This is a genomic window from Paraburkholderia hospita, from assembly GCF_002902965.1.
Lineage (GTDB): Bacteria > Pseudomonadota > Gammaproteobacteria > Burkholderiales > Burkholderiaceae > Paraburkholderia > Paraburkholderia hospita.
The window spans coordinates 1,676,243-1,701,709 of sequence record NZ_CP026107.1 but is presented as its reverse complement, the minus strand read 5'-3'; the positions used below and the strand labels follow the sequence as shown (position 1 = coordinate 1,701,709).

Genomic DNA, 25,467 nt, shown 5'->3' with positions numbered 1-25,467 from the left:
CTATCCGCGATTCCTTTCGACTACGACTCAGCGGCGCGTGCCGTGAAGCGTTGCGTGCGCATGCCTGCGCGCTCCGCTCATGACCCGGGTCGGACCGCTCGACATCGATCTCGCGCGCCGTGAAGCACGCGTCGACGGCATGACCGTGCGCATCGGGAGTCGTGCGTTCGACATACTCGAACTGCTGATCGAGGCGCAGGGCGGCCTGGTGTCGAAGGAAACGATTCTGGAGCGCGTGTGGCCAGACTCGGTAGTCGGCGACAACAACCTTCAGGTGCACATGTCGGCGCTGCGCAAGCTGCTCGGCGACAGCCGCGACCTGATCAAGACGATTGCGGGGCGCGGCTATCGGCTCATAGGTTCTGCTTCCTCCGTGCAGCACGAAGATGAAGGCGCGCCTTTGCACGACGCCCATCACATGCTCGCGCAAAGCGCCGTGCCGAACAATCTGCCTGCGTGCGGCTCCGTGCTCGTCGGCCGCGATGAAGCGACTGCGCATGTCAGTACCGTGCTGTGCAGCGCGCGTCACGTGACGCTGGTCGGCTCGGGCGGCATCGGCAAGACGCGCGTCGCGATCGAGGTTGCGCGCCGCCTGCTGGACCACGCGCCGGGCGGCGTCCATTTCGTGTCCTTGAGTTCGGCGTCCGACATGAGCAGCGTGCTGGCGATGATGGCATCCGTGCTCGGCGTGCCGCCCGAAAGCGGTTGTTCGACGCGCGAGCGCATCGTCGAGGTGATCGGCGGTCGGCGCATGCTGATCGTGCTCGACGGCTGCGAGCATGTGATCGACGTGGCCGCGCAGCTTGCGAACCATCTGCTGAACGCATGCCCGCGCTTGCGCATGCTGTCGACGAGCCGTGAGCCCTTGCGCATTCCGTCTGAATCGTTGTACTGGGTGCCCGCGCTCGACGTGCCCGAGCCGAACGACGATACACCGCGCGTGCGCCGCTGCAGCGCCGTGAGCCTGTTCCTGATGCGCGCCCGCGCGATCGACGCCCGCTTCGCCGCCGACGACGCCAGCCTCCACGTGACGGGCATGGTGTGCCGGCGGCTCGACGGCATTCCGCTGGCAATCGAGCTTGCTGCGGCCCGCGCCGCGCTGCTCGGCATCGACACGCTGGCCGCGCATCTCGACGACCGCTTCGGCATGTTGACGGGCGGCACGCGCACTGCGTTGCCGCGCCACCAGACGCTGAAGGCGACGCTCGACTGGAGCCACGCGCTGCTCGACGAAGCCGAACGCAAGACCTTGCGCCGCGTCGGCATTTTCGCGGACCGCTTTCCGCTCGAAGCCGCGATTGCGATCGCGGCCGATCATGAAGCGCGCGAACTCGATGTGGTGGCGGCGATGGCGGCGCTGGTCGAAAAGTCGCTGGTGGTCGCGAGCACCGGGCCGGGCACCGCGTCGTTCCGGCTGCTCGAAACGACCCGCATGTACGCCCGGCAGAAGCTCGACGACAACGGCGAGCGCCGCGTCGTCGCGTTGAATCACGCGCGCTATCTGTCCACGCTGATCGACGGCAACGCGCGCGCAGCAGGTCAATGCGCTGGCGAACGCTGGCGCAGCGGGATTCCCGCGCTGCTCGACGAGGTTCGCGCGGCGCTCGGCTGGGTACTGTCCGAAGACGGCGACGAAGCATTGCGCGAAACACTGCCCGTCAATGCCGTCTATCTGTTCTACGAGCTGTCGCTGATCGACGAGTGCTGCACGTGGGCGCGGCGCGCGCTTGCTGCGATTTCGCCTGCGGACGAACCCGCGCATGCGGTGCCACGTCAGCGCGCGCGGCTGCGGCTTCTCGCGGCGCTGGGTGCGGCACTCGTGCTGGTTCACGGCCCCAACGCGGAAACGCATGCGATCTGGAAAGAAGTGCTCGCGTCGGCGATCACATCGGGCGATGAAGCGTTCGAGGCGCGCGCGTTGTGCGGCTTGTGGAATGCGTGTCAAACGTCGGGCTCGGTGCACGATGCGCTCGAATACGCGCGGCGTCACGCGGCCTTCGTCGCCGATGCAGCCGATCTGAGAAGCGCCATTCTGGGTTATCGGCTGATGGGCGTCGCTGCGCACTACGCGGGCGATCAGCGTTGCGCGCGTCTTTCGTTCGAGCAACTGCTCGAAGTCGGCGGCGGTCTGAACGCACGCGCACCGGCTGGACATTTCGCGGATCAACTGCTCGTGAGCCGCGCGTCGCTTGCGCGCGTGTTGTGGCTGCAAGGTCTGCGCGACCAGGCGCTCGCACTCGCGGAAGACGCGGTGATCGAAGCGTGCAGCAAGGATCAGGCGATGGTCGTCTGCTACGTGCTGGTCGAATCGCTCGTGCCGCTCGCGCTGTTGTCGGGCAAACGCGACAGCGCGCGGCGCGGCATCGCTGTGTTGCGCGACGTGTCCGCTCGCGCGCGCCTGCACATCTGGCAGGCCAGCGCCCGCGGTTTCGACGCGTGGCTGCGTTCGCTCGACGATGTATCGGCGGAAACACTGGATGACTTTCGCGCGGCGCTGGCGGAACTCGATGCACTGAAATTCGGCGCGCCGTTCGCGATGCTCGCCGCGCAATACGCGGTCGCGCTGATGCGCGCGGGACGTCGCGATGAAGCGAAGCAGGTTCTCGATAGCGCGCTTGCACGTTGCGAACTCGCGGGCGATCACTGGTTCATCGCCGAATTGCGGCGCTTGCGCGGCGAGCTGTCGTTGGTGAACCACGCGGCCAGTGAAAACAATAGTGACGCTGTCCGCGACGCTGAAACATGGTTCATGGCCGCGCTCGAAGAAGCGTCGACGCAAGGCGCGCGCTCCTTGCAATTGCGCGCGGCGACGAGTCTTGCGCGGCTCTGGTACGCGCAAGGCCGGGCGACCGAGGCCGCGCAATTGCTTCAATCGGCTTGCACGAATGTATGCGAAGGCCGCGATTTCGAGGACTTCGAGGCTGCGGGGCGACTGTTGATGCAGGTGAAAGGGCTGGTGCAGATCGCTGCCGGCACGTCCTGCGAGCGACGGCATGCCGAGGCGGGGAGCAGAGGCTCGGGCGCTACGCGGCTGCGAAAATACGCATAGCGCCCTGCGTCACTCGACGCGTCAACTCATTGCCACGAGCCGTTGCGCGACGTCGTCGATCAGGTCCGACCGGTCGAGTTGATCGACCCACCAGCGCAGCGCCTTGCCGGCTTCGTCGTCGCGCCACGCCAGATAGAAGTGCGTGACCGAGCGCATCCCCGACACTTCCTTGCGCACCAGTTGCCCGCGATTCAACGGCCCCGCGGCGATACATTCGGGCACCGTGCCGACGCCAAGCCCGCGAATCTGCGCGGCAAGCTTGGTTTCGAGCGTCGGCACTGTCAGCACTTCCTGATTGGCGGCGAGCGCGATGGTGCGCGGCGTGAGCTTGCGTGACGTGTCGCTGATCGCGACCGCGCGATGACGCGCGACGGCATCCATCGTCAACGGCTCGGCAGCCGACGCGAGGGGATGACTGGGCGCGATCACGAACGCATGCTGTAACGAGCCGATCGGCCTTGCAACGAGGTTCGCGATGGGCGGCGGTTCGCCCGCCGCGCCGACGACGAGGTCCGCGCGCCGCGTGATCAGCGCGTCCCATGTGCCGCCGAGCGTTTCTTTCGACAGCAGCAGCCGGGTGCCGAGATTGAGCTTGTAGAAGTCGGTGACGTGAGGCCAGATCAGATCGAACGGAATGATTTCGTCGATGGCGACGCGCAGTTCCGATTCCCAGCCATGCTCGATCCGCTTCGCTTTCTGTTCGAGTTCGCGCGCGGCTTCGAGCAGACGCCGGCCTTCTTCGACGATGACGCGGCCCGCATGCGTGAGCTTCGCGCGGCGGCCTGTGCGCTCGAACAGCTTCACACCGAGATCGACTTCCAGCTTCTGAATCAGATATGTCAACGACGACGGCACCTTGTGCAGTTCTTCCGCTGCGGCTGCGAACGTGCCGGTTCGATCGATTGCATCGAGCGCTTGCAGGACTTCAAAAGAGAGGTTCATGAATGGCGTCGTGAGGAGTGTGTGAATGCGTTATCGCTCATAGCATGAAGGCGCGTTCGCATTCGCGCAATACGTGAATCCGAATGTTGGTCCACTGCAAGCATGAACGTGCGATTCGGCAATCGACACGACCCCGTTTCACGCAGACTCAAAGCCTTCACCGTACGCGTATTGCGCGCTTTTTTGCGAAGCGCCGCCGATAGCGTGCCGACCCAGCAAGACACGGACACCCCTATGAACTTCGATGCAGGCATCGCGGCATGGCCGCGATGGCGTGACGAACTCAGGCAATACTGGAGCGACGATTATCCGCGCTTCAGGCATGTCGCCAAGGTCGCGATCGCCGCGACGCTCGCGATGGGCTTGTGCATGCGTCTCGAACTGCGCGGGCCTGGGACGGCGATGGTGTCGTGCATCGTCGTGATGATGTTCCAGCAAAGCGGCATGGTGATCGCACGCGGCTTTTATCGTGGTCTCGGCATGGTGTGCGGCAGTCTCGCGGGGCTCGTGCTGGTGTCGCTGTTCTCGCAGGCGTCGTGGCTCTTTCTGCTCGTGCTGGCTGCGTGGATCGGGTTGTGCGTGTTCGGCTCGTCGTACTTCCGCAACTTTCAGTCATACGGTTTTCTGCTGACGGGCTACGCGACCGCGATCACTTCGCTGCCCACGTTGTCGAATCCTTATGGCGTGTTCGACAACCTCGTCTATACGATCAGCGAGGTGGTGATCGGCGTGGCATGCGCGAGCCTCGTCAGCGCGCTGATTCTGCCGCGCCGCGTCGCGCCCGATCTGTATGCGGCGAGCAAGAACAATCTCGGTCATCTGTTCGCGGCCATTCATACGCTGCTCGGCGTGGCGCTGCCGAAGGACGGCTTTGGCACGATGCTCGATCTGCTGCGCGAGCGCGCGAACGTGCAAAGCCTGCGCGTCGGCGCCGTGTTCGAAGACCCGTCAATCCGGCTGCAGAATCATGCGTTCATCAAGCTCGATACGAGCTTTGTGGATACGCTCGCGTCGGTGCACGCACTGCATCAGGTGATCGCGCAGGCATCCTTTGAAGCCAACTCGCACGCGATGCGCGCGGCCAATGAACTGATCGGATCGCTTCTCGCTATCGTGCCGACGTGCATTGCGCCGGGCGCATCGCCGGAGTTGCAGGTCGATGCGCTGTCGGGTCCGCTTGCGGAGTTCGAGCGCTCGATGAAAGTACGCGTCGACGCCACGCTAAAAGAACTGGAAGACGAACCCGCGTGCCAGCGCGTCTTCATCGAAATGACGGGCGCGGCGCTGCACGGCTTCGTCGGCAATCTGCGCGAACTGTGCCGCAGTTTCGCGGAAGCGCGCCGTGCCGATCAGCGGCCCTGGCAGCAATCGGTGCTGCGTCTGATTACGCATATCGACAGCACGCGCGCCACGTCCAATCGCGCGGCGGCCATCCTCAACGGCATGCGCGCGGCGGCGGCGGTGCTGTCGGTGGGCGCGATGTGGCTGGCGTCAGGCTGGGTCGGCGGATCGAGCGCGCTGGTTTCCGTCGCGATCGTCAGCGCGCTGTTCACGCTCGCGCCCGATCCCGTTGTCGCGAGCTGGCAGATGTTTTGCGGCTGCGTTGCGGGTGCGATCGCCGGCTTCTTCATCGCGTTCTTTGTGTTTCCGTTATTCGACAGTTTTGCGTTGCTCGCGGCGTGCATGGCGTTCCCGATCGTCGTGAGCAGTTACCTGAATACGTTTCCGAAAACCGCGACGCTTGGTCTCGGCTTTGGCGTGTTCTTCTGCTACACGGTCAACATCTCGAACCCCGTTACGTACCATCCCGCCCAGTTACTCGATACGGCCTTCGGTCTGTCACTCGGCATCGCCGCAGCCGCCGTCGCGTTCTCGACCATCGTACCGCTGGCGGGCGACTGGATTTCGCGGCAGTACCTGAAGCAGATCCGTTCGCTCGTCACGAAGTCCGCGCGCGACGACGACCTGGAAGAACTCTCGCATCGTTTCGAGTCGGGCATGCGCGGCTTCATCATGCGCATCGCGTCGGCGCCTGCCGGGGAGCGCGTGGACCAGACGCGTCTCGTCGCGTCGGCGTTCGCGGCGCTGGAAGTCGGGCGCGCGATGATCGAAATTCGCCAGGACACGGCGCGTATGGCCGCACGTTTGCCGAACGACTGGCGCACGCTTCAACACGAGTGGCTCGACGCGATGGCCGATGTGTTTTCCGCCGCGACCCAAGAGGCGCGAGACCGCGCGATGAGCGCGACGCAGCAGGCCAAACGCGCGCTGCCGCACGTCGATCTCGACGACACAACAGCCGATGCGCTGATCGCGAAGCGGATGCGCCGGCTCATGCATTTCACGGAACTGATGTTGAAGGACGACACGCTGCCGTTGTGGCAGACGTCGGCGGCTGCGAACGGAGCGTCGGCATGAAGCAGCGCGTCTCCTTCCTGAACCGTGCGTGCCGCGCGCTCTCGACGGCGGCGTTGTGTGTGCTGCTTTGCTCGTGCATCAATGCCGGCGGCATTCGTCCGCACGAAACCGAGTTGAATCCGGCCTCGCTCGATCCCGGCAACGCGATCCGCACGACGCGCCAGGACGCCGCCTGGCCCACCGACAACTGGTGGAGCCAATGGAACGATCCGCAGCTCGATACGATCGTCAAGGACGCGACGGCGGGCAATCCGGGCCTGAAGGAAGCGCAGGCGCGCATCGACAATGCCCGATTTCAGGCACAAATCGCAGGCGCGGCCGAACTGCCGCAAGTCGACGCATCGGGCAACTTCGAGCGCCAGCGCTTCGCGCGTTATACGACGCCCGCGCCGCCGGGCGGCACGACCGTCTGGAACAACAGCGCAATGGCGGGTCTTTCGTACGACCTTGATCTGTGGGGCAAGAACCGCGCGATCCGCGAAGGCGCGCTCGATGCCGTGCAGGCCTCGGTCGCCGACGACCGCTTCGCCGTGGTCGAACTGCAGACTGCCGTCGTGCGCGCCTACGTGCAGCTCGCGCTGCAATACGCGTTGCTCGACGCTGACCAGGCCGTGCAGCAGGAGGAACAGCACACGCTCGATATCGCGAAGGCCCGCCTCGAAGCGGGCATCGGCAGCCGTCTCGACGTGTCGCAGGCCACGACGCAAGCGGCCATGAGCGTGACGAAGGTTCAGGAAACGCAGCAGCAGCTCGCGTTGAGCCGCATCGATATCGCTGCGCTCGCGGGCAAGGGCGCCGGCTACGGCGATACGCTGAAACGCCCGGCGCTCGCGCTGAATGTGCCGATCGCGTTGCCCGCGTCGCTGCCCGTCGATCTGATCGGCCATCGGCCCGACATCGTCGCGCAGCGCTGGCGCGTGCTTGCAACGGAGAAAGGCATGGCGGCCGCGCATGCCGCGTTCTATCCGAACATCAATCTGCTCGCTACAGCGTCTCTGGGATCGGCGGCGACCTTCGGCGGATTCTTCAACCTGTTGAGCAGCAACGGCGCGGGCCATAGCCTCGGCGCGGCCATTTCGCTGCCGATCTTCGATGGCGGCCGTCTGCGCGGCGAGTACGGCGTGGCCGTGTCGGACCGCGACGCCGCCGTCGATGCGTACAACGCGGCCATCGTCGATGCGATGCGCGGCGTCGCGGCGCAGGTCACGTCGCTGCACGCGCTGGATGAGCAACAGGCGTCGACGCACACTACGCTCGATGCGGCGCGCGACGCCTACCGGCTCGCGGAGTCGGGCTATCGCAACGGCATCACGGAGTTTCTGAATGTGCTCGCGGCGCAGAACGCGCAGCAGGAGCAGGAAGAGCGGCTCGCCGACGTCGAGGCCAAACGGCTCGACGCGTGGGCGCTGCTGATGAAAGAACTGGGCGGCGGTTTCGCCGCGACGGCAGCCGACCGCGCTGCCATGGAGCCTGACAATGCCCGCTGAGATTGAATTCTGTTCGTTCCTCGTGCCGTATCTGCTGCCTGTGCTGATCGGTTGCGTCGTTGTGTTCGTGATGCTCGATCTGCTGTTCGCGCGGCTTGGCGTCTATCGGTATGCATGGCATCCGGGGCTGTTCCGGGTGGCGCTGTTCGCCGCGATGTTCAGCGGCGTCTCGCTGCTGGTGCGTGGATGACGCGGCCATGAACAATGATGAACAACGCGCCTTGTCGACCTGAAACCGCTTGCACAACAACATGACGATCAAACCGCAATCCTTCCTGCGCGCGCTCTTCACGGTGACGATCCTGCTGATCGCGCTGGTGCTGGTGCGGCTGCTGTGGGTCAACTACATGTACTCGCCATGGACGCGCGACGGCCGCGTGCGCGCCGACGTGATCGACGTGGCGACTGACGTGTCGGGGCTCGTCAGCGAAGTGCGCGTGAAGGACAACCAGTTCGTGCATCGCGGCGACGTGCTGTTCGTGCTCGACCCGTATCGCTTCAACTACGCCGTCGCGCAGGCGGATGCCGACATCGCGCGGGCCCAGGCCGAGATGGCGCGTGCGAAGGCGCAGATGTCGGAAGGCGCGTCGCGCGACCAGATGAAGCGCGAGCAGGCGGCGCGCCGCGCGAACCTCGCGGGCGACGTGATCTCCGACGAAACCCGCGAAGATGCTGCGTCGGCTGCGAACCAGTCGGATGCCGCCTACCGCGCCGATATCGCCGCCTATAGCGCGGCCGAGGCGCTATATAAAGCCGCCGTCGTCGAGCAGCAGACGGCGCAGCTCAATCTGACGCGCAGCGTGGTGAGAGCGCCCGCCGACGGCTACATCACCAACCTGAACCTGTGGCCGGGCGACTACGCGACGGCGGGCGCGGCAAGAATGGCGCTGATCGACGCGCACTCGTTCTGGGTCTACGGCTATTTCGAGGAAACCAAGATTCCGCGCGTGCATGTCGGCGACCGCGCCGTGGTGCGCTTGCTGTCGGGCGGCGTCGACATTCAGGGGCACGTGGACAGCCTGTCGAGCGGCATCGCCGACCGCGACAATCCGACCAGCGGCAACGACCTGCTGGCCAATGTGAACCCGATCTTCACATGGGTGCGGCTTGCGCAGCGGGTGCCCGTGCGCGTGCATCTCGACAGCGTGCCGGCGGGCATGCACCTCGCGGCGGGTATGACATGCACCGTCACGTTGCTGCCCGGCAAGCGGGTGCCGTCTTGAGTGCCTTAAGGGCGGGGCGATCTAACGCCCGGCTGCGCGCCGCCAGGCGCCCGGCGACGTGCCCGTCGCCTTCAGGAACAGGCGGTTCAGATGGCTCTGGTCCGCGAAGCCGCAGAAGCTCGCGATTTCCGTCAGCGTCAGCTCGGTGGCTTCGATCAGTTGCCGCGCTTCGCCGATGCGTTGTTCGAGCAGCCATTGATGCGGCGTGCGCCCGGTGGCGCGGGAAAACGCCCGGATGAAATAGCCGCGCGACAGGTTGCATTCGCTGGCGACATCGGCGATGGACGCGCCTTGCCGCGACCGCTCGATCAGTAATTCTTTGGCACGCGCTTCATGCACGTGAGACAGCGCGCCTTTCGCACGCGGCCGGCGATCGCGCAGATTGCCGTAGCGCTGCGCGAGGTGCGTGCCGACGATCACGCCCATCTGCTCGGCGAACAGCGAATCGATGGCGCCGTAGTGGGCGAGATTGCTGTCCAGCGCACGCGCGAGATGACCGAGCACGGGGTCTTTCTGTTCGACCGCGCAGGTCAGCCCGTCGATGCCGGGGCCGCCGAATTCGTCGCTGAGTCGTGTGAAGAATGCACGCGATAATTCGACCAGCACGAAGTCGAAATTCCCATATAGATCAGCGCGATAATCTTCTGAGAAATCGCGGATATAAATCGAATCCGCTTCAAACCGTTTCGCGATGAGTCGCTCGCCGTTAAAAATATTCCGCCGATGCCCGCTGTTCAGCGATATGCCGACCAGAAAGCCCCGGTCGCATGCCGGCATGGCGACGCGATCCAGATGCGCTTCGTCCATGCACTTGCGATAGAAACGGATGTCGCCAATATCTAATTCAATGTCCTTGCGTAATTTGCTCGACACGCGTCCGAGCGCGTCCTTTGGCTTGGGTGGCGCGGCCGCTGCGGGATGTGCGTAAGTCGACATGAGCAACGTCCTCAATTCATGCATTGCGCGCGAAACATAATCCGGCCAGTTTACACGGAAGCGACTGGCGATAAATATTCAAAACAGGCTGGCCGCGTTTATGTTTTATCGCAGGTTGATTCATTTGATTCAGGAGGGGCCGTATTCTGGCGGAATTTGCCGCCGTTCGGGCCTTGACTTGCTGCCTATGCACCAGGATGTGATGTGATCCTCATAACGGTAAAAAAGACCGCACAAATTCATATTAGATCACTATTATTCAAGACACGCCGTTACAGCCTGTTTACAATTCGGACCTATATCCTCTTTCAGCCAGTCCTTTGCGTGATCGACACAGCCCAATCTTTGAGCAACGTCGCGGCGCGATGCGCGCAAGCCGACAACCACGCGATAACTACGCAATACCCACGCACATAGCGAAAACTTGACGCACCCGATCTTCGACCTTCAACCAGGTGCACCCCATCGTTCAATCGAACCCGCGCACAGCGTTTCCTGGAGGCGGCCATGATTCAGATTGGCACATTGCTCGTCAACTTCGAACAGCGAGAGATTCGTCAGCACGGCCGCTCGGTGCGGATCGGCGCACGTGCCTTTGACATTCTCGAGGTGCTGTATCGCGCGGACGGCGGCATCGTGTCGAAGGACGCCATCATGGATGCCGTGTGGCCCGGCTCGATCGTCGAGGAGAACCGGCTGCAGGTGCATATCGCCGCGTTGCGCAAGCTGTTCGGCGCGGACCGCGAACTCATCAAGACTGTGCCGGGGCGCGGCTATCTGCTCGTTTCGGAGAACCGCCACGCGCGTGCGCCGGAACGGCAGGGCGGGCCGCTCGCGAACGGCGGCGGGCTGCCTGCTTGCGCCACGACGCTGGTTGGGCGTCAGGGCGAGGTCGCGCAGATCGTCGAGCGGCTTGGCCATGCGTCCGTCGTCACGCTGGTCGGTGCGGGCGGCATCGGCAAGACCTGTCTGGCCGTCCATGTCGCGCGGGCCATGCGCGAACCCGTGGGCGACCATGTCAACGAGCCGGTGTGCTTCGTCGAACTGGCCAAAGCCTCGACGCGCGACACCGTGCTCAAGGCGCTGGCGGGCGCATTGCGGATTGATGCATCCGATGAATACCTGACGCAGGAAAGTCTCGCCGACGTGATCGCCGCCGCGCCGTGTGTGCTCGTGCTCGACAACGCCGAGCACGTGATCGACGTGGTCGCGAGTCTCGTCGAAGCGCTGGCCGCGCGCAATCCGGCGCTGCGTGTGCTCGTGACGAGCCGCGAGCCGCTGCATATCTGGGCCGAGTCCGTGTTTCGCGTCGAACCGCTGACAGTGCCCGCGAGCGGTGCATCCACCGATGCGATCCTCGCGCATTCGGCCGTCGAACTGTTCCTGAACCGCGCGAAATCGGTTGCGCCCGAATGCGGCGCCGATGAAAACGCGATCCGTCTGGTCGGCGAAATCTGCCGGCGGCTGGAAGGTTTGCCGCTTGCCATTGAACTGGCTGCCGCGCGCGTGGCGACGCTGGGCGTAGAAGGCGTGGCCTCGCGTCTGGACGACCGCCTGAACCTGCTGACGGGCGGGCTGCGTTCCGCGCTGCCGCGCCATCAGACCTTGCGCGCGACCTTCGACTGGAGCTACGCGCTGCTCGACACGACTTCGCGTATGTTGTTCAGGCGGCTCGGTTTCTTCGCCGGCGCCTTCACATTCGACGCCGTCTGCACGGTCGCGACCGAGCCGGACATGCCGATCGCCTCCGTCATTTCGAGCCTGAGCGAACTGACCGCCAAGTCGCTGTTGAGCGTCGAGTTCCGCGGCGCCATTGCGCAATACCGGCTGACGGAATCGACGCGTGCGTACGCGATGGAGAAGCTGCGCGATGAGGGCGAGCTGCAGCGCATCGCGACCCGTCACATGCACTATCTGCAGGAGCGGATCGAGCACGGCAAGGTGTCGGTCAGCGGTGCTGCGCAGGGCCTCGCTAACACCGAGCCGCGTCTTGCGCTCGACGACGCGCGCGCCGCGTTCGAATGGGCTTTCTCGCCGGGCGGCAATCCCGCGCTCGGCGTCGCGCTGGCGGGCTCGCTGGTGGGGACGCTGCTGCAAGGTCCGCTGCTGCACGAATGCTATGAACGTTCGGGCCGCGCGCTGGCCGCGCTCGATGCACTGCCGCCCGGTTCCGTCGATACGCTGTGTGAAATGCGCCTGTGTTCCGCGTATGCGTCGACGCTGCTGCACACGGGCGGCGCGGTGCGCGAGGCGGGCCCCTTGTGGAAGCGCGTGCTGGTGCTCGCGCGCCAGGCACGCGACGATGCGTTCGAGGCGCGCGCGCTGTGGGGCGCATGGAACTCGATGCTCGCATCGTCCGACATTCACGCGTCGTTCCGCTTCGCGACGCGCTTTCAGGCCTTTGCCGAACGCTGCGGCACGCCATGGCAGCAGATTCTCGCGGCAGAGATGATCGCCGTGTCGCTGCATTGCTTTGGTGAGCACGAACAGGCGCGCGTGCGGCTGGAGCGGGCGATCGCCGCGCTGACCGAACTCGGGCCGATCGCGCCCGGCAGCCTTGGCGTTGCCGTCGATCCGTTCACGTTCGGCAACGGCACGCTTGCGCGGATCGTGTGGATGCAGGGGCATCCCGAGCGGGCGATGCAACTGGTCGAGAACGTCGTCAATTCGATCCGGCCTGACATGCTGGAGCCTTCGCTGAGTCACGTGCTCGCCGTCGCTGCCGTGCCGTTGGCGCTGCAATGCGGCGAGCTCGAAATGGCAGCGCGCTATCTCGCAGTGCTGCGATCGCAGGTCGCGTTGAATCGCTTCGAGATATGGCAGGCGTACGGCGAGTGCCACGCGGGACACCTCGACATTCTGCAGGGACACCCGCACGCCGGCCTGGCAAAGCTCGAACCCGCGCTGCAACGGTTGTTGTCGTGCGGCTTCCGGCGAGTGCTGACGCCCGTGATCGCCATTTGCGCGGAAGCGATGGCGAGAACGGGGCGCATCGCCGAAGCGCGCCTCAAGCTCGAGGAGGCGCTCGAGTTCTGCAACGCGCATGGCGAGCATTTCTTCATCGCTGAACTGCAGCGCGTGATGGGCGTGACGACGCTGGAGCAATCGCGCGTGATCCAGTCGAACGGGCGCGCGTCGATGGCCGACGAGTTCGAAACGGAAGCACGCCGCCACCTGCTCGACGCGATGCAGACGGCCAGAGAGCAGCATGCGCCGATGCTCGAACTGCGCGCCGTGCTGAACTTCGCGGACCATCTGCTCGAACGCGGCGAGACGGCGCGGGCGGCATCGCTGCTGGCCGACGTGTCGAAGCGCGTCGACCTGCAATCGGGCGCGCCCGATATCAGACGGCTTGCCGTGCTTCTGCATCTGACGCATGACACGCGTCCGTCACTCGATGCAGACAACGGCCAGCCAGTGATGGTCAACGGCGTTTGACGAGAACGATCACCCGGGTTTGAATCCGCCTGAAAATTTATTAATCTCCGCAGACGCGTGCTCGCGAGTGCGACGCGCGCCTGCTGAAGCATTCATTCCATCAAGCGCGCAAGGTTCCGTTCAGGACGTTTAAGCCGCGCATAAGGACTTTGACTGCGCACCTCGCTAAGCTCCGTCTCTTCTGACACCAGACCCGCGCCGCGCCAGCGTGCGCGATGCGACGCAACGACGGAGAACAATGAATGAGCGCGCACAATCAGCGTGACAACTTCGTGAAGGCGAAGGACGGCACGGACATCTTCTTCAAGGACTGGGGCACGGGCACGCCCGTCGTCTTCTCGCACGGCTGGCCGCTGTCCGCCGATGCATGGGACCCGCAGATGCTGTTCCTCGTGAACCAGGGCTATCGTGTAATCGCGCACGACCGTCGCGGACATGGCCGTTCAGGCCAGGCTTCGGGCGGCAACGACATGGACACCTACGCCGACGATCTCGCCGCCGTGCTCGATGCGCTCGACGTGACGAACGCGATGCTGGTGGGCCATTCGACGGGCGGCGGCGAAGTCGCGCATTACATTGGCCGTCATGGCTCGAAGCGTGTCGCGAAGGCCGTGCTGATCGGCGCCGTGCCGCCGCTGATGCTGAAGACGGCCGACCATCCGGGCGGTCTGCCGATGTCCGTGTTCGACGGCATTCGCGCGGGCGTTGCCGCCAACCGCTCGCAGTTCTACCTCGATCTCGCGACGCCGTTCTACGGGTTCAACCGTCCCGACGCGCAGGTCTCGCAAGGGCTGATCCAGGACTTCTGGCGTCAGGGCATGGCAGGTTCGATCAAAGGCCAGTACGAGTGCATCAGGCAGTTCTCCGAAGTCGACTATACGGATGACCTGAAGAAGATCGACGTGCCCACGCTCTTCCTGCACGGCGACGACGATCAGATCGTGCCGATCGACGCTTCGGCGAAGCTGGCGTCGAAGCTCGTGAAGAACGCGACGCTGAAGGTCTATGCAGGCGCACCGCACGGCATGTGCAGCACGCATGTCGAGCAGGTGAATGCCGACCTGTTGTCGTTCCTGAAGCAGTAACCAGCCGGGCATTCGCGGCGCGCGCATCGGCGTGCATGAAGCAAAGCATCGAGAACGCCGCCCGTCAGGCATGCCGGGCGGCTTTTGTTCGTTGTACACTGCTTTGCAGTCGGTCCCGTTGGTCGTTTCGTGCCGTCATGGCTGAATCGTCACAGCTCATGTCGATATGGCATCGTATAGTGTGAGTGTTTCAACGTTGCGTAACGGCCGTTGAGAGTTCCACAGTCCTCAACATCACCTCTTCAGATGATGACGATCAAGATCGGTCAACTCGAGATTTCACTTGATCATCGCGAAGTGCGTCTCGATGGGCAGAAGGTCCCGATCGGCAGCCGCGCGTTCGACATTCTCGCGTTGCTGATCGCCGCCGACGGCGAACTCGTATCGAAAGACGAGATCATGCGCGTCGTCTGGCCGACCACGGTCGTCGAGAAGAACAATCTGCAGGTTCATATCTCCGCGCTGCGCCGTGCGTTCGGCGACGAGCGCGAGCGTCTGCGCACGGTGCCCGGCCGTGGCTACCGTCTGGTCATGCATGACGACCTCGACGCGCGCGACGGCGCCAATGTGCCGTCCACCGCGCAAGAGGATGCATCAGTCGGCGCTGACGCCGCGCGACCTTCACGTCAGCCTTTGCCCGCCCGCGTGCCGGAGCTGATTGGCCGGCAGGATGCGCTCGACGGCGTGGCGGCCGCGCTGCGCGTGCATCAGGCCGTGACGCTGGTGGGCACAGGCGGCATCGGCAAGACGCGCCTCGCGGTCGAAGTCGCGCATGCGATCCAGCACGTGTTCGCCGATGGCGTCGTGTTCGTGCCGCTCGCGGCCGTGAGCGATGCGCCGTCGGCGCTCGACGCGCTCGCGTTCGCGATGGGCAGCCGGCTTTCCGCGAGCCGCACCGCGCTTGCGCAGATCGCTGCCGAATGGCGCGACCGCGATGCGCTGGTGGTGCTCGACAACTGCGAGCAAGTGCTGGAGATCGTGGCCGCCATCGCGGAGTCCCTGACGGGCGCGGGCAGCCGCATGCGCGTGCTGGCGACGAGCCGCGAAGCCTTGCGCGTGCGCGACGAAATCGTCTATCAGGTGCCGCCGCTGTCCGTGCCGACGCCGGACGATCCCGGCACCGATGTGTTGCGCACGGCCGCCGTGCGTTTCTTTCTGGCACGCGCGCAAGCCGATGGCGCGCACTTTTCGCTCGACGAAACCAGCATTCGTCTGACGGGTGAAGTGTGCCGCCGGCTCGACGGCATTCCGCTCGCGCTCGAACTGGCGGCGTCGCGCGCGGCGTTGCTGGGCATCGGCCTGCTGGCCGAGCATCTCGACGACCGCTTCCGCATCCTGACGGGCGGCCGGCGCACGGCCTTGCCGCGCCATCAGACGCTCAAGGCGACGCTCGACTGGAGCTACCGTCTGTTGAGCTGCGACGAACAGAAGTTGCTGCGCTGGCTCGGCATGTTCGTCAACGGCTTCACACTCGACGCCGCTTGCGCGATGGCGGAGCACGCGGGGCTCACGCGCATGGAAGCGCTCGATGCCGTGAGCGGTCTCGTATCGCGCTCGTTGCTGACGACGGACTTCGAAGGTTCGTCGTATCGCTATCGTTTGCTCGAATCGACCCGCGCCTACGCTTTGCAGCAACTCGACGACAACGGCGAGCGCCTCCGCGCAGCGGGCGCGCATGCGGTACTGTTTCTGCAGATGCTCGAAACGGCGCAGAAGCGCTGGGACGAACGGCCCGTCGTCGAATGGCTTGGCGAGTTCACGCGCGAGCTCGGCAACCTGCGAACCGCGCTCGACTGGACACTGGGCGAACGTGGCGATCACGCGACGGGCATTGCGCTCGCGGCTGTCACCGTGCCTTATCTATATGAGCTGTCGCTGGTCGAAGAATGTTGCAGCCGTGCGCGCGCCGCGCTGCACTTCGTTCCTTCTGATGCACAAGAAGGTGGCAGCGTCGCTGTCGAAGCACACTTGCGGCTCATGTCGGCGCTCTCCGCCGCGCTCGTTTATACGGAAGGTCCGCTGACGGAAACGCGCGAAGCATGGACGCTCGTGCTGAACGAGGCGATGCAGGCCGGTCATGCCGACTATGCATCGCGGGCGCGCTGGGGCGTGTGGAACTGGCATCAGTACAGCGGACGCGCTCGCGATGCGCTGATGCTCGCGCGCCGCTTCGGCGATCACGCGCGTAGCAGCGGCGATGCAACGCTTGTCGTGCTGTCGGGGCGCGTCGAAGGGATCGCGCTGCACTACGCGGGCGACCAGCCGCGCGCACGCGAACTGCTCGAGCGGATGATCGAAGCGTACGAAGAAAAGCCGCTGAGCCGTTGGCACACGCCGGGCTTTCGCGTCGATCATGGCATCGCCGCGCGCGCGACGCTGGCGCGCGTGCGGTGGGTGCAAGGCGAGCGCGGCGGGGCGTACGATCTCGCCGCGCGCTGCTTCGATTCGGCCGCGCAGTACGACCATGAAATCGTCATCTGCTATGTGCTCGTTGAAGCGCTCGTGCCGATTGCGCTGCTGAATGGCGATCTGGCTGCCGCGCGTCATGGCATCGACGTGCTGCATGAACTGTCGACGCGTTTTGGCTTCACGATCTGGAGCGCATGCTGCGCGTGCTACGACGCATGGCTCGCGACACTCGAAACGCCGGGAGCTGATTCGATAGAGCTGTTGACGAGCGCGATCTCCACGCTGCGCGCAACGGGCTATCTCGCGCAGCTTTCGCCGTTGCAGGGGCAGCTCGCTGTCGCGCTGATGAAGGCGTCGCGTGACAAGAAAGCACTCACCATCATTGAAGACGCACTGCGCCACGCCGACGACAATGGCGAGCGCTGGTACTACGCCGAGCTGTGCAGAATCAAGGGCGACGTGCTGTGCAAGCTCGGCCGTCACGACGACGCGCAACGCTGGTTCGCGACATCGCTCGACTGGGAACAGCGCAACGGCGTCGAACGTACCGTTGCGCGCGATGCGTCGGCCGCGCGCGCATCGCTGCGTGTTGCTTCCGTTCAGTCTCGCGCTTAATAACGTCACTTATTAATGTCACTTATTGATGTCACTTATTGATGTCACTTAATAACGTTGCTTAATAACGTTTAAGGCGCGCATCAGGACTTTAAGTCCGCCCGTCACTAATCTTCTCGCAAGTCGAAATGCCCGCACGGCATTGTGAAACTCGCGCCTAAGCCGCGGGGGGAAACCGTTTGCATCCGCATAGCCGATGCAACGTCGACTGGATTCATCCACTAACCGGACGCTAGCACGGCTGCCTTCAGGCAACCGTGCGGGTCTCTCGCATGCCTGCGAAATGGAGCTACTCATGGCACATGAACTGTTGACGCCCGACACGTGCGCGCTCGCGCTTATCGACCATCAGCCGCAGATGTTCTTCGGCACGCACTCGCACGAGCGCACAACCGTCCTGCACAACGTCCAGATCCTCGCGAAGGCCGCGAAGCTCTTCAACGTGCCGACCATCCTGACGACGATCGCCGCCGACTCGTTCAGCGGCCATCTGCTGCCCGAAGTGCAAGCAGTGTTTCCGGAGATCAAGCCGATCGACCGCACGTCGATGAACTCGTGGGAAGACAAGGGCTTCCGTGACGCCATCAAGGCAACGGGCCGCAAGAAGATCGTGATCGCGGGTCTGTGGACGGAAGTGTGCGTGACCTTCCCGACCATCCAGATGTTGAACGAAGGCTTCGAAATCTACGTGCCGACGGACGCATGCGGTGACATCACGGAAGAAGCGCACGAGCGCGCGGTGCAACGCATCGTCCAGGCGGGCGCCGTGCCGATGAACTCGCTGCAGTTCATGTGCGAACTGCAACGTGACTGGGCGCGCGGCGAAACGTACGAAGGCTGCATGGACATCTTCAAGGCGCACAGCGCATACGGCATCGGCGTGCGCTACGCGAAGCAGATTCTCGGCGAGCACGCGAGCGAGGCAGGCTGATTTGGGCTGATCGGGCTTCATTGCCTCAAGCATTTTTCTGTTTTGATTCACGCGCGGCGTCACTGACGTCGCGCGTGAATTGCGCCTGACCACGATTCACGGAGAGCGACGATGACCGCACCCATTCAGCCCGCCCGCATTGCGGACCTGGTGATCTACAACGGCAAGATAGCGACGCAGGACGACAAGCGTTCGTTCGTGACGGCGCTCGCCGTCGCGAAAGGCGAGATCGTCGCGAGCGGTAATGATCACGACATGATGCAATGGGCGAACGATTCTACGCGCCGCATCGACCTGAAAGGCCGCACGGTCATCCCCGGCCTCAACGATTCGCACCTTCACGTGATTCGCGGCGGCCTCAATTTCAATCTCGAGTTGCGCTGGGATGGCGTGCCGTCGCTGCGCGATGCGCTCGAGATGCTGCGCGCGCAGGTTGCGCGTACGCCGGCGCCGCAATGGGTGCGCGTGGTCGGCGGATGGAACGAATTTCAGTTTGCGGAGAAGCGCGGCCCGACGCTCGAAGAGATCAACGCGATTGCGCCGGATACGCCCGTCTTCATCCTGCATCTCTACGACAGCGCGCTGCTGAACGCAGCGGCGCTGCGCGCCGTCGGCTACGACCGCGACACGCCGAATCCGCCGGGCGGCGAAATCCAGCGCGACCGGCGCGGCAATCCGACGGGCATGCTGATCGCGCGCCCGAATGCGGGCCTGCTGTACGCGACGCTCGCAAAAGGTCCGAAGCTGCCGCTCGATGACCAGATGAACTCGTCGCGCCAGTTCATGCGCGAGCTGAACCGTCTCGGCGTGACGAGCGCGATCGATGCGGGCGGCGGCTATCAGGCGTATCCCGACGACTACGCCGTCATCATGGAACTCGCGAAGCGCAACGAGCTGACGGTGCGGATCGCGTACAACCTCTTCACGCAGAACGCGAAGAAGGAAATCGAAGACTTCGCGAAGTGGGTCAAGGTCACGAAACCCGGCGACGGCGACGATTTCCTGAAGGTGAACGGCGCGGGCGAAATGCTGGTGTTCTCCGCCGCCGACTTCGAAGACTTCCTGGAACCGCGCCCCGATCTGCCGGACGCGATGGAAAGCGAACTCGAAGCCGTCGTGCGCCTGCTGGTGCAGAACCGCTGGCCGTTCCGGCTGCATGCGACTTACGACGAATCGATCGAACGCTTTCTCAATGTGTTCGAACGTGTCAATCAGGACACGCCGTTCGGCGGCCTGCGCTGGTTCTTCGACCACTGCGAGACGATTTCACAGCGCAATATCGAACGCATTGCGGCGCTTGGCGGCGGCATTGCCGTTCAGCACCGGATGGCGTATCAGGGCGAGTACTTCATTGCCCGTTATGGCGCGCAAGCCGCTGCGCGCACGCCGCCCGTGCGGCAGATGCTGGCTGCGGGACTGCCCGTCGGCGCGGGCACGGACGCGACGCGCGTCGCGAGCTTCAATCCGTTCGTGTCGCTGTTCTGGCTGGTGTCGGGACGCACGGTGGGCGGCACGCCGATGTACGCGGCGCAAGACCGGCTCGACCGCATGGAAGCGCTGCGCCGCTATACGGTCGGCAGCGCGTGGTTTTCGAACGACGAGACGCGCAAGGGCGCACTCGTGCCGGGCCAGCTCGCGGATTTCGCAGTGCTGTCGGATGACTACTTCACCGTCGATGAAGACGCGATCAAGCATCTGACCTCGGTGCTGACGGTCGTCAACGGCCGCGTCGTCTATGCCGCCGACGAGTTCGAAACGTTTGCTCCGCCTGCGCTGCCCGTCAGCCCGACGTGGTCGCCCGTCGCGGAGTATGGCGGCTACGCGCGCTACCGTCCCGCCGCTGCGCCGCTGCAGCAATCGTGCAACGACGCGTGCGTGAACCTGTGCGGCGTGCATCGTCACGCGCATGGATGGGCCTGGCGCAGCAACGTGCCTGCGGGCGACGCGAACTCGTTCTGGGGCGCGCTCGGTTGCAGCTGCTTTGCATTCTGAGGCGCACGCACGCAATGAACCGCTTTTCCGCACCCGACGCCGCGCTGCTGTTTCTGCGCGTCACCGCGAGCGTGCTCGTGCTGCTCGTGCATGGACTGCCGAAGGCACTCCACTACGCGAGCCAGCTCGACGCGATCGAAGACCCGTTGCATTTCGGCAAGACGCTGACGCTGGCCTTTGCGATTTTCGCGGAAGTCGTGTGTCCGCTGCTGATGATCGCGGGCATCGCGACACGGCTTGCCGCGCTGCCGATCATGCTGGTCAGCGTGATTGCGCTCGGCCTCGTACATCGCGAATGGACGCTGGATCAGGGGCAGTTCGCGTGGATGCTGCTGATCCTGTTCGGCACCATTGCGATCGGCGGCGCGGGTCGTTACCGGCTTACGCTGCGGCCGCATGCGTCGGGGCAACGACAGGCGTGAGCGCAGGCGATGGAATCGATCGTGTCGAATGAACGCGCGGCGCGGCTCGTAGAAGTCGCAGGCGTGTGCATTCCGCACACGCCGCTTGCGATTGCAGCCGCTGAGGCCGCGCACGCGTCGCTGCCCGCGCTGATTCTCGGCTCGCCGCGGGCGGACGAGTGACGCAACGAAGGAGCAAACCATGTCATACCTGATTTCTTTGGGCGCGGGCCTCGTGGTCGGCCTGCTGTATTACCTCGTGCGCGTGCAGTCGCCCGCGCCGCCGCTGATCGCGCTCGCGGGACTGCTCGGCATCGTGATCGGCGAGCATGCGATTCCGTTCGTGCAGGCGCAGATACGCACGCCCGACGCGCAAACGCAAAGCGTGCCCTCCGTCGCCAGCAACAAGCCGACTCCGTCATGCAGCAAGGACCAGTGAGCACGGGCGCGGAGGCGCAACTTGCGGCGCAACTCGATCACGTGCCTGGCGAGGACACCTGGCTTGCGACCATCGCGGGCTATGTCGACACGCTTGGCTTCGTCGCGCTGTTTGGCCTTTTCACCGCGCACGTAACGGGCAATTTCATTCTGATCGGCTCGGGCCTCGCGGGCGCGGGGACTGGGCTGCTGATCAAGTGGCTCGCGTTTCCCGCGTTCGTCGCTGGGATCGTGCTCGCACGCGTGCTCGACAACCAGTTGCTTGCGCACGGACATGGCGTGCGCGCCTGCGCGCTGTACGTGCTGCAGGCGGCGCTGCTGACGGGCTTCATGGCAGCGGGCGTGCTGGCTGCGCCCATCACCGATTCCGACGCGCCGCTGACGATTGCCTGCGGCCTGCTCGGCGCGGCAGCGATGGGCGTGCAGAACGCGCATGGCCGCCTGACCGCACGCTCAGTCGTCGCGAACACGGTGATGACGGGCAACGTCACGCAAGCCGTGATCGACGTGTTCGATCTGCTGTTTTCACCCGCCGACGCGAAAGCGCGGCAGGCGGCGCGCAGTCGCCTGTGGCGCACGCTGCCGCCCGTCGCCGGTTTTGCGATTGGCGCGGGCGCGGGTGCGGCCGGATATCTGCTCGCGTCGTTCTGGGCGCTGCTGTTGCCGCTCGCCGCGTTGTGCGTGCTCGCCGCGCTGTCGAGAAGCACGGGCGCAGCGCCGGCGCAAACCTGATCGCGCCGCGCGTCATGACGAGACGCGGCGGCAACCATTACCAGCAAGGAGTGTTTTCATGAGTACCGTCAAGATGTATCGATTGTTGCGCGCGGCCGTCGTGTCGATTGCGGCGCTCGGCGTGACGCTGGCCGGTTCGCCCGCCTTCGCGGAAGCCGACCATCAGAACGCGGGCAAGAGCGCGCCCGTCGTGTCCGTCGGACCGCAGTACGACACGACGCACGTCTATGTGTCGAACCAGGACATCGACGCGTTCGTCGACAGCTTCGTTGCGACGTTCGGCGGCAAGGCTTCGCCGCGCGCCGTGTTCACGGTCACGCCGACGCCGAGCAAGACGGCCTCGCAATACGTGCAGACGCCCGTGGGCATGTTGTCGGTGTTCGCGTTCCAGACGCCGGTTCCGTATCCGTTCGGCAGCGAGCGCACCGGCTATCTCGTCACCGATATGGACAAGGCCGTGCGCGCCGCGCGCGCAGCGGGCGCCGATGTGATCGTCGATACGTTCGACGACCCGATTGGCAAGGATGCTGTCATCCAGTGGCCGGGCGGTCTTTATATGCAGCTGTACTGGCACACGAAGGCGCCTTCGTATGGTCCGCTCGAAACGGTGCCGGACAATCGCGTCTACGTGTCCGCGCAGGCGGCGGACAACTTCGTCAAGCGCTTCGTGCGCTTCTCGCATGGCAAGGTCGTCTCCGATAACCGTCGTGCAGATGGCGGCGAAATCGGCCGGCCGGGCGACACGATCCGGCGCGTGCGTATCGCGTCGGGCTTCGGCAACATGCTCGTGTTCGTGACGGACGGCAAGCTGCCGTATCCGTATGGCCGCGAGACGACGGGCTATCAGGTCGCCGATCTCGACGCGACGCTCACAAAGGCGCAAGGCGTCGGCGTGAAGGTGCTGTCGCCAGCGAGCGGCACGGTCGAAGGGCGCAGCGCGATGGTCGAATTTCCTGGCGGCTACGTCGCCGAGATTCACGAAGCGAAGAAGTGACGGTGCGTCGTTCAATCAAAAGCGCGAAGAGAGCCGCCGCCTGCGCGGCGCTCGCTGTGTGCAGTCTGGCGGACGGCGCGAACGCGCTCGCCGCCGACACGGCAGAGACAGGCACGGCGGAAACAAGCGCAGCCGACGCATCGCAGTGCGCCGCGAAGCGGCCGTCGCCGCTGTCGTTCAACCGCTGGCAGGAGGACTGGTCGGTTCTGGCATTGCCGTGCGTGCCGCGCAAGCCGTTCGATGCGCTCAAGTACATTCCGCTGGGCGGTGACCCGTCGACGTATCTGTCGCTAGGCGCGACCCTGCGCGAGCGCTTCGAGTTGAACAACACGCCGCTCTTCGGTCTCGGCAGCGCGCGGCCCGACAGCTACGTGATCCAGCGCGCGCAGGTGCATGCCGACGCGCACATCGGCGAGCATGTGCAGGCGTTCTTTCAGCTCGAAGACGCACGTCCCTTCGGCAAGGATTCCGTCACACCCGTCGACAAGAATCCGCTCGATATCGAGCAGGCGTTCGTCGCGTTCGTCTATGGCGTAGGCGGCGGAACGTTCAAGGCGCGCGTCGGCCGCCAGGAGATGGCGTTCGACTTGCAGCGCTTCGTGTCGGTGCGCGACGGCCCGAACGTGCGCCAGGCATATGACGCGCTGTGGGCCGACTATGAGATCGACAAATGGCGCTTCATCGGCTACCTGACGCAGCCGGTGCAGTACCGCGACGTCACGGCTTTCGACGACGTGTCGAACCGGCATCTGACGTTCAGCGGCGTGCGCGTCGAGCGCGCAAACACGGGGCCGGGCGATCTGTCCGCGTACTGGTCGCGCTACAACCGCGACAACGCGCGCTTTATCGATGCCACGGGCACCGAACATCGCGACGTGTTCGACGTGCGCTACGCGGGCAAGGTCGCGCCGTTCGACTGGGACGCGGAAACGATGCTGCAGACGGGCCACGTCGGCAACGATACGATCGGCGCGTGGGCGTTCGGCGTGCTGAGCGGCTATACGTTCGCAACCGTGGCGGGCTCGCCGCGGCTCGGCTTGCAGGTGGACGGCGCATCGGGCGACCGGCATCCGGGTGACGGACGCGTCGGAACCTTCAACCCGTTGTTTCCGAACGGCTACTACTTCACGCTGGCCGGCTACACGGGTTATAGCAACCTGATTCACGTGAAGCCGTCGATCACCTTCAAGGTGACGCCGAAGGTCACGCTGTTGACGGCGCTAGGATTCCAGTGGCGCGCGACGACAGCCGATGCCATCTACGGCCAGGGTTCGGCCGTGGTGCCGGGCACGGCAGGCAAGGGCACGCGCTGGACGGGCATGTACGCGCAGGTTCGCGCCGACTGGCTCGTCAGTTCGAATGTCGCGCTCGCCCTGGAAGCGGTGCACTTCGAAGTCGGCGATTCGATACGCGCGTTGGGTGCGCGTAATGCGGACTATGTGGGCGTCGAGGCGAAGTTTGGCTGGTGATGGATAGGGGCGCTGCGCATGGACGTGCGCATGCCGCACCTTCTTGCGAAGGCGCGGCATGCAGACAACACACTCTGCTTCGTACTACCAGCCGTAACCGCGGTAGCCGTAATACCCGGGGCGGTACGCCGGCACCTGCGCCGCATACTGCATCGGCATGACCGGCTGGCTCACGTAGACAGGCTGGTGGTAGACAGGCACGTACTGCACGGGCGGCGGCTGATACGGCTGGAACACCACCGTTTGCATCTCTTCCGGCGAAGGGCCCTCGTACATCGGCGGCTGCGTATAGACGACAGGCGCGGGCCGGTAGCGCGGACGCGGCGGCGGCGCGGGTGCATATTGCAAGGGCGCGGCATCGTCATCGTCGTAAGCTGCTTGCGCCTGCAACTGCCGCTGCGCGACGCGCGGCTGGTTCACGCGCCGCACCTGCGCGCCGTCGTCGGCGGGCATGTCGGACGGCAACGGCGGCGGTTGCTGCACGTTAGCCTTCGACGTGCGCTTCAACTGCTCGCGCAACGAAGCGTAAGTGTCGGCATCCTCCTTCGCGCGGGCGTTGTAGCCGCTGTGATAGGCGTCGCTCAGATCCTTCAGGCGTGCCTTGTTTTCCTCGTCGGCGGTCATCTGCTCTTCGCCTGGATCGAGCGAAGCCTCGTTTGCGCCGCCATTGTCATAGGCTGACCGCGGCCCGTCAGCCCACGCAGCGGCGGACAGAAGGGTTGGCCCGAAGGCCACGGTCAACGCCGCAGACCCGAGCAATGTGCTGATTCTCATGGTTGTTACCTCGCTGGTGGTCATACACGGCAAACACAACTCTGTACGCGTGTCCGGTGCTGACCGCATGCGAATCAGCCTCCCGCCGGAACCTGACATACACCCATGCTGCACGCCTTTACCAGGGTTGCCAG

The 25,467-nt window shown here is 64.8% G+C and carries 19 protein-coding genes; 16 read left to right on the top strand and 3 right to left on the bottom strand.

The window, feature by feature from the left end; genetic code table 11:
* Positions 1–79: 79 nt before the first annotated feature.
* Positions 80–3,049 carry an ATP-binding protein gene (locus tag C2L64_RS40950; protein ID WP_007579005.1) on the top strand — a complete coding sequence of 990 codons (2,970 nt, stop codon included), beginning with the start codon at positions 80–82 and terminating at the stop codon, positions 3,047–3,049.
* A gap of 21 nt (positions 3,050–3,070) precedes the next feature.
* Here the strand turns inward: C2L64_RS40950 and C2L64_RS40945 are convergent, their stop codons facing one another.
* Positions 3,071–3,991 carry a LysR family transcriptional regulator gene (locus C2L64_RS40945; RefSeq protein ID WP_007579004.1) on the bottom strand — a complete coding sequence of 307 codons (921 nt, stop codon included), beginning with the start codon at positions 3,989–3,991 and terminating at the stop codon, positions 3,071–3,073.
* 234 nt (positions 3,992–4,225) lie between these two features.
* Here C2L64_RS40945 and C2L64_RS40940 point away from each other — a divergent pair, with 234 nt between their 5' ends.
* The 4 genes from C2L64_RS40940 (at position 4,226) to C2L64_RS40925 (ending at position 9,119) form a co-directional block, all read left to right on the top strand.
* Positions 4,226–6,409 (top strand): FUSC family protein, encoded by a 2,184-nt coding sequence (locus C2L64_RS40940; protein WP_007579003.1) that lies wholly within the window; start codon positions 4,226–4,228, stop codon positions 6,407–6,409.
* Positions 6,406–7,896, top strand: coding sequence for an efflux transporter outer membrane subunit (locus C2L64_RS40935; RefSeq protein WP_039900052.1), 1,491 nt, complete (start codon positions 6,406–6,408; stop codon positions 7,894–7,896). The genes C2L64_RS40940 and C2L64_RS40935 overlap by 4 nt, the downstream gene beginning before the upstream one ends.
* Entirely contained in the window at positions 7,886–8,086 is a 201-nt protein-coding gene (locus C2L64_RS40930) for a DUF1656 domain-containing protein (protein ID WP_007579001.1), read from the top strand. Before C2L64_RS40935 ends, C2L64_RS40930 begins: the two co-directional genes overlap by 11 nt.
* Before the next feature lie 61 nt (positions 8,087–8,147).
* On the top strand, positions 8,148–9,119 hold the full coding sequence (locus C2L64_RS40925) for an HlyD family efflux transporter periplasmic adaptor subunit (protein ID WP_007578999.1): 972 nt from the start codon (positions 8,148–8,150) through the stop codon (positions 9,117–9,119).
* A 21-nt stretch (positions 9,120–9,140) separates the two neighbouring features.
* On the opposite strand, the gene C2L64_RS40920 is transcribed toward C2L64_RS40925, so the two are convergent.
* Positions 9,141–10,055 carry an AraC family transcriptional regulator gene (locus tag C2L64_RS40920; protein ID WP_090836670.1) on the bottom strand — a complete coding sequence of 305 codons (915 nt, stop codon included), beginning with the start codon at positions 10,053–10,055 and terminating at the stop codon, positions 9,141–9,143.
* Between the two features lie 507 nt (positions 10,056–10,562).
* On the opposite strand from C2L64_RS40920, the gene C2L64_RS40915 reads away from it, so the two are divergent.
* The 11 genes from C2L64_RS40915 (at position 10,563) to C2L64_RS40870 (ending at position 24,559) form a co-directional block, all read left to right on the top strand.
* Positions 10,563–13,493 carry an ATP-binding protein gene (locus C2L64_RS40915; RefSeq protein ID WP_007578993.1) on the top strand — a complete coding sequence of 977 codons (2,931 nt, stop codon included), beginning with the start codon at positions 10,563–10,565 and terminating at the stop codon, positions 13,491–13,493.
* A gap of 242 nt (positions 13,494–13,735) precedes the next feature.
* Positions 13,736–14,578, top strand: coding sequence for an alpha/beta fold hydrolase (locus C2L64_RS40910; RefSeq protein ID WP_007578991.1), 843 nt, complete (start codon positions 13,736–13,738; stop codon positions 14,576–14,578).
* Positions 14,579–14,824: 246 nt separating this feature from the next.
* Positions 14,825–17,602, top strand: a complete 2,778-nt coding sequence (locus C2L64_RS40905; protein WP_007578989.1) for a winged helix-turn-helix domain-containing protein — start codon at positions 14,825–14,827, stop codon at positions 17,600–17,602.
* Between the two features lie 295 nt (positions 17,603–17,897).
* Entirely contained in the window at positions 17,898–18,533 is a 636-nt protein-coding gene (locus tag C2L64_RS40900; protein WP_007578987.1) for a hydrolase, read from the top strand.
* A 111-nt stretch (positions 18,534–18,644) separates the two neighbouring features.
* Positions 18,645–20,525, top strand: coding sequence for an amidohydrolase (locus C2L64_RS40895; RefSeq protein ID WP_007578984.1), 1,881 nt, complete (start codon positions 18,645–18,647; stop codon positions 20,523–20,525).
* Between the two features lie 14 nt (positions 20,526–20,539).
* On the top strand, positions 20,540–20,947 hold the full coding sequence (locus tag C2L64_RS40890) for a DoxX family protein (protein WP_007578982.1): 408 nt from the start codon (positions 20,540–20,542) through the stop codon (positions 20,945–20,947).
* A 9-nt stretch (positions 20,948–20,956) separates the two neighbouring features.
* Positions 20,957–21,109 (top strand): hypothetical protein, encoded by a 153-nt coding sequence (locus tag C2L64_RS53650; protein ID WP_158660558.1) that lies wholly within the window; start codon positions 20,957–20,959, stop codon positions 21,107–21,109.
* 19 nt (positions 21,110–21,128) lie between these two features.
* Positions 21,129–21,365, top strand: a complete 237-nt coding sequence (locus tag C2L64_RS40885) for a DUF1427 family protein (RefSeq protein WP_007578979.1) — start codon at positions 21,129–21,131, stop codon at positions 21,363–21,365.
* Complete coding sequence (locus C2L64_RS40880; RefSeq protein WP_039900042.1) at positions 21,347–22,096, top strand: YoaK family protein; 750 nt, start codon at positions 21,347–21,349, stop codon at positions 22,094–22,096. The genes C2L64_RS40885 and C2L64_RS40880 overlap by 19 nt, the downstream gene beginning before the upstream one ends.
* 58 nt (positions 22,097–22,154) lie before the next feature.
* Positions 22,155–23,090 (top strand): hypothetical protein, encoded by a 936-nt coding sequence (locus tag C2L64_RS40875; RefSeq protein ID WP_007578975.1) that lies wholly within the window; start codon positions 22,155–22,157, stop codon positions 23,088–23,090.
* Positions 23,087–24,559: an alginate export family protein gene (locus C2L64_RS40870; RefSeq protein ID WP_007578973.1), complete on the top strand. Its 1,473-nt coding sequence runs from the start codon at positions 23,087–23,089 to the stop codon at positions 24,557–24,559. The genes C2L64_RS40875 and C2L64_RS40870 overlap by 4 nt, the downstream gene beginning before the upstream one ends.
* A gap of 84 nt (positions 24,560–24,643) precedes the next feature.
* Here the strand turns inward: C2L64_RS40870 and C2L64_RS40865 are convergent, their stop codons facing one another.
* On the bottom strand, positions 24,644–25,333 hold the full coding sequence (locus C2L64_RS40865; protein WP_039900040.1) for a hypothetical protein: 690 nt from the start codon (positions 25,331–25,333) through the stop codon (positions 24,644–24,646).
* Between the last annotated feature and the right edge of the window lie 134 nt (positions 25,334–25,467).

Excerpts from the sequence above, each read along its gene's own strand:
- C2L64_RS40950 (WP_007579005.1), top strand. The coding sequence starts at position 80 with ATGACCCGGGTCGGACCGCTCGACATCGATCTCGCGCGCCGTGAAGCA.
- C2L64_RS40945 (WP_007579004.1), bottom strand. The coding sequence starts at position 3,991 with ATGAACCTCTCTTTTGAAGTCCTGCAAGCGCTCGATGCAATCGATCGA.
- C2L64_RS40940 (WP_007579003.1), top strand. The coding sequence starts at position 4,226 with ATGAACTTCGATGCAGGCATCGCGGCATGGCCGCGATGGCGTGACGAA.
- C2L64_RS40935 (WP_039900052.1), top strand. The coding sequence starts at position 6,406 with ATGAAGCAGCGCGTCTCCTTCCTGAACCGTGCGTGCCGCGCGCTCTCG.
- C2L64_RS40930 (WP_007579001.1), top strand. The coding sequence starts at position 7,886 with ATGCCCGCTGAGATTGAATTCTGTTCGTTCCTCGTGCCGTATCTGCTG.
- C2L64_RS40925 (WP_007578999.1), top strand. The coding sequence starts at position 8,148 with ATGACGATCAAACCGCAATCCTTCCTGCGCGCGCTCTTCACGGTGACG.
- C2L64_RS40920 (WP_090836670.1), bottom strand. The coding sequence starts at position 10,055 with ATGTCGACTTACGCACATCCCGCAGCGGCCGCGCCACCCAAGCCAAAG.
- C2L64_RS40915 (WP_007578993.1), top strand. The coding sequence starts at position 10,563 with ATGATTCAGATTGGCACATTGCTCGTCAACTTCGAACAGCGAGAGATT.
- C2L64_RS40910 (WP_007578991.1), top strand. The coding sequence starts at position 13,736 with ATGAGCGCGCACAATCAGCGTGACAACTTCGTGAAGGCGAAGGACGGC.
- C2L64_RS40905 (WP_007578989.1), top strand. The coding sequence starts at position 14,825 with ATGATGACGATCAAGATCGGTCAACTCGAGATTTCACTTGATCATCGC.
- C2L64_RS40900 (WP_007578987.1), top strand. The coding sequence starts at position 17,898 with ATGGCACATGAACTGTTGACGCCCGACACGTGCGCGCTCGCGCTTATC.
- C2L64_RS40895 (WP_007578984.1), top strand. The coding sequence starts at position 18,645 with ATGACCGCACCCATTCAGCCCGCCCGCATTGCGGACCTGGTGATCTAC.
- C2L64_RS40890 (WP_007578982.1), top strand. The coding sequence starts at position 20,540 with ATGAACCGCTTTTCCGCACCCGACGCCGCGCTGCTGTTTCTGCGCGTC.
- C2L64_RS53650 (WP_158660558.1), top strand. The coding sequence starts at position 20,957 with ATGGAATCGATCGTGTCGAATGAACGCGCGGCGCGGCTCGTAGAAGTC.
- C2L64_RS40885 (WP_007578979.1), top strand. The coding sequence starts at position 21,129 with ATGTCATACCTGATTTCTTTGGGCGCGGGCCTCGTGGTCGGCCTGCTG.
- C2L64_RS40880 (WP_039900042.1), top strand. The coding sequence starts at position 21,347 with ATGCAGCAAGGACCAGTGAGCACGGGCGCGGAGGCGCAACTTGCGGCG.
- C2L64_RS40875 (WP_007578975.1), top strand. The coding sequence starts at position 22,155 with ATGAGTACCGTCAAGATGTATCGATTGTTGCGCGCGGCCGTCGTGTCG.
- C2L64_RS40865 (WP_039900040.1), bottom strand. The coding sequence starts at position 25,333 with ATGAGAATCAGCACATTGCTCGGGTCTGCGGCGTTGACCGTGGCCTTC.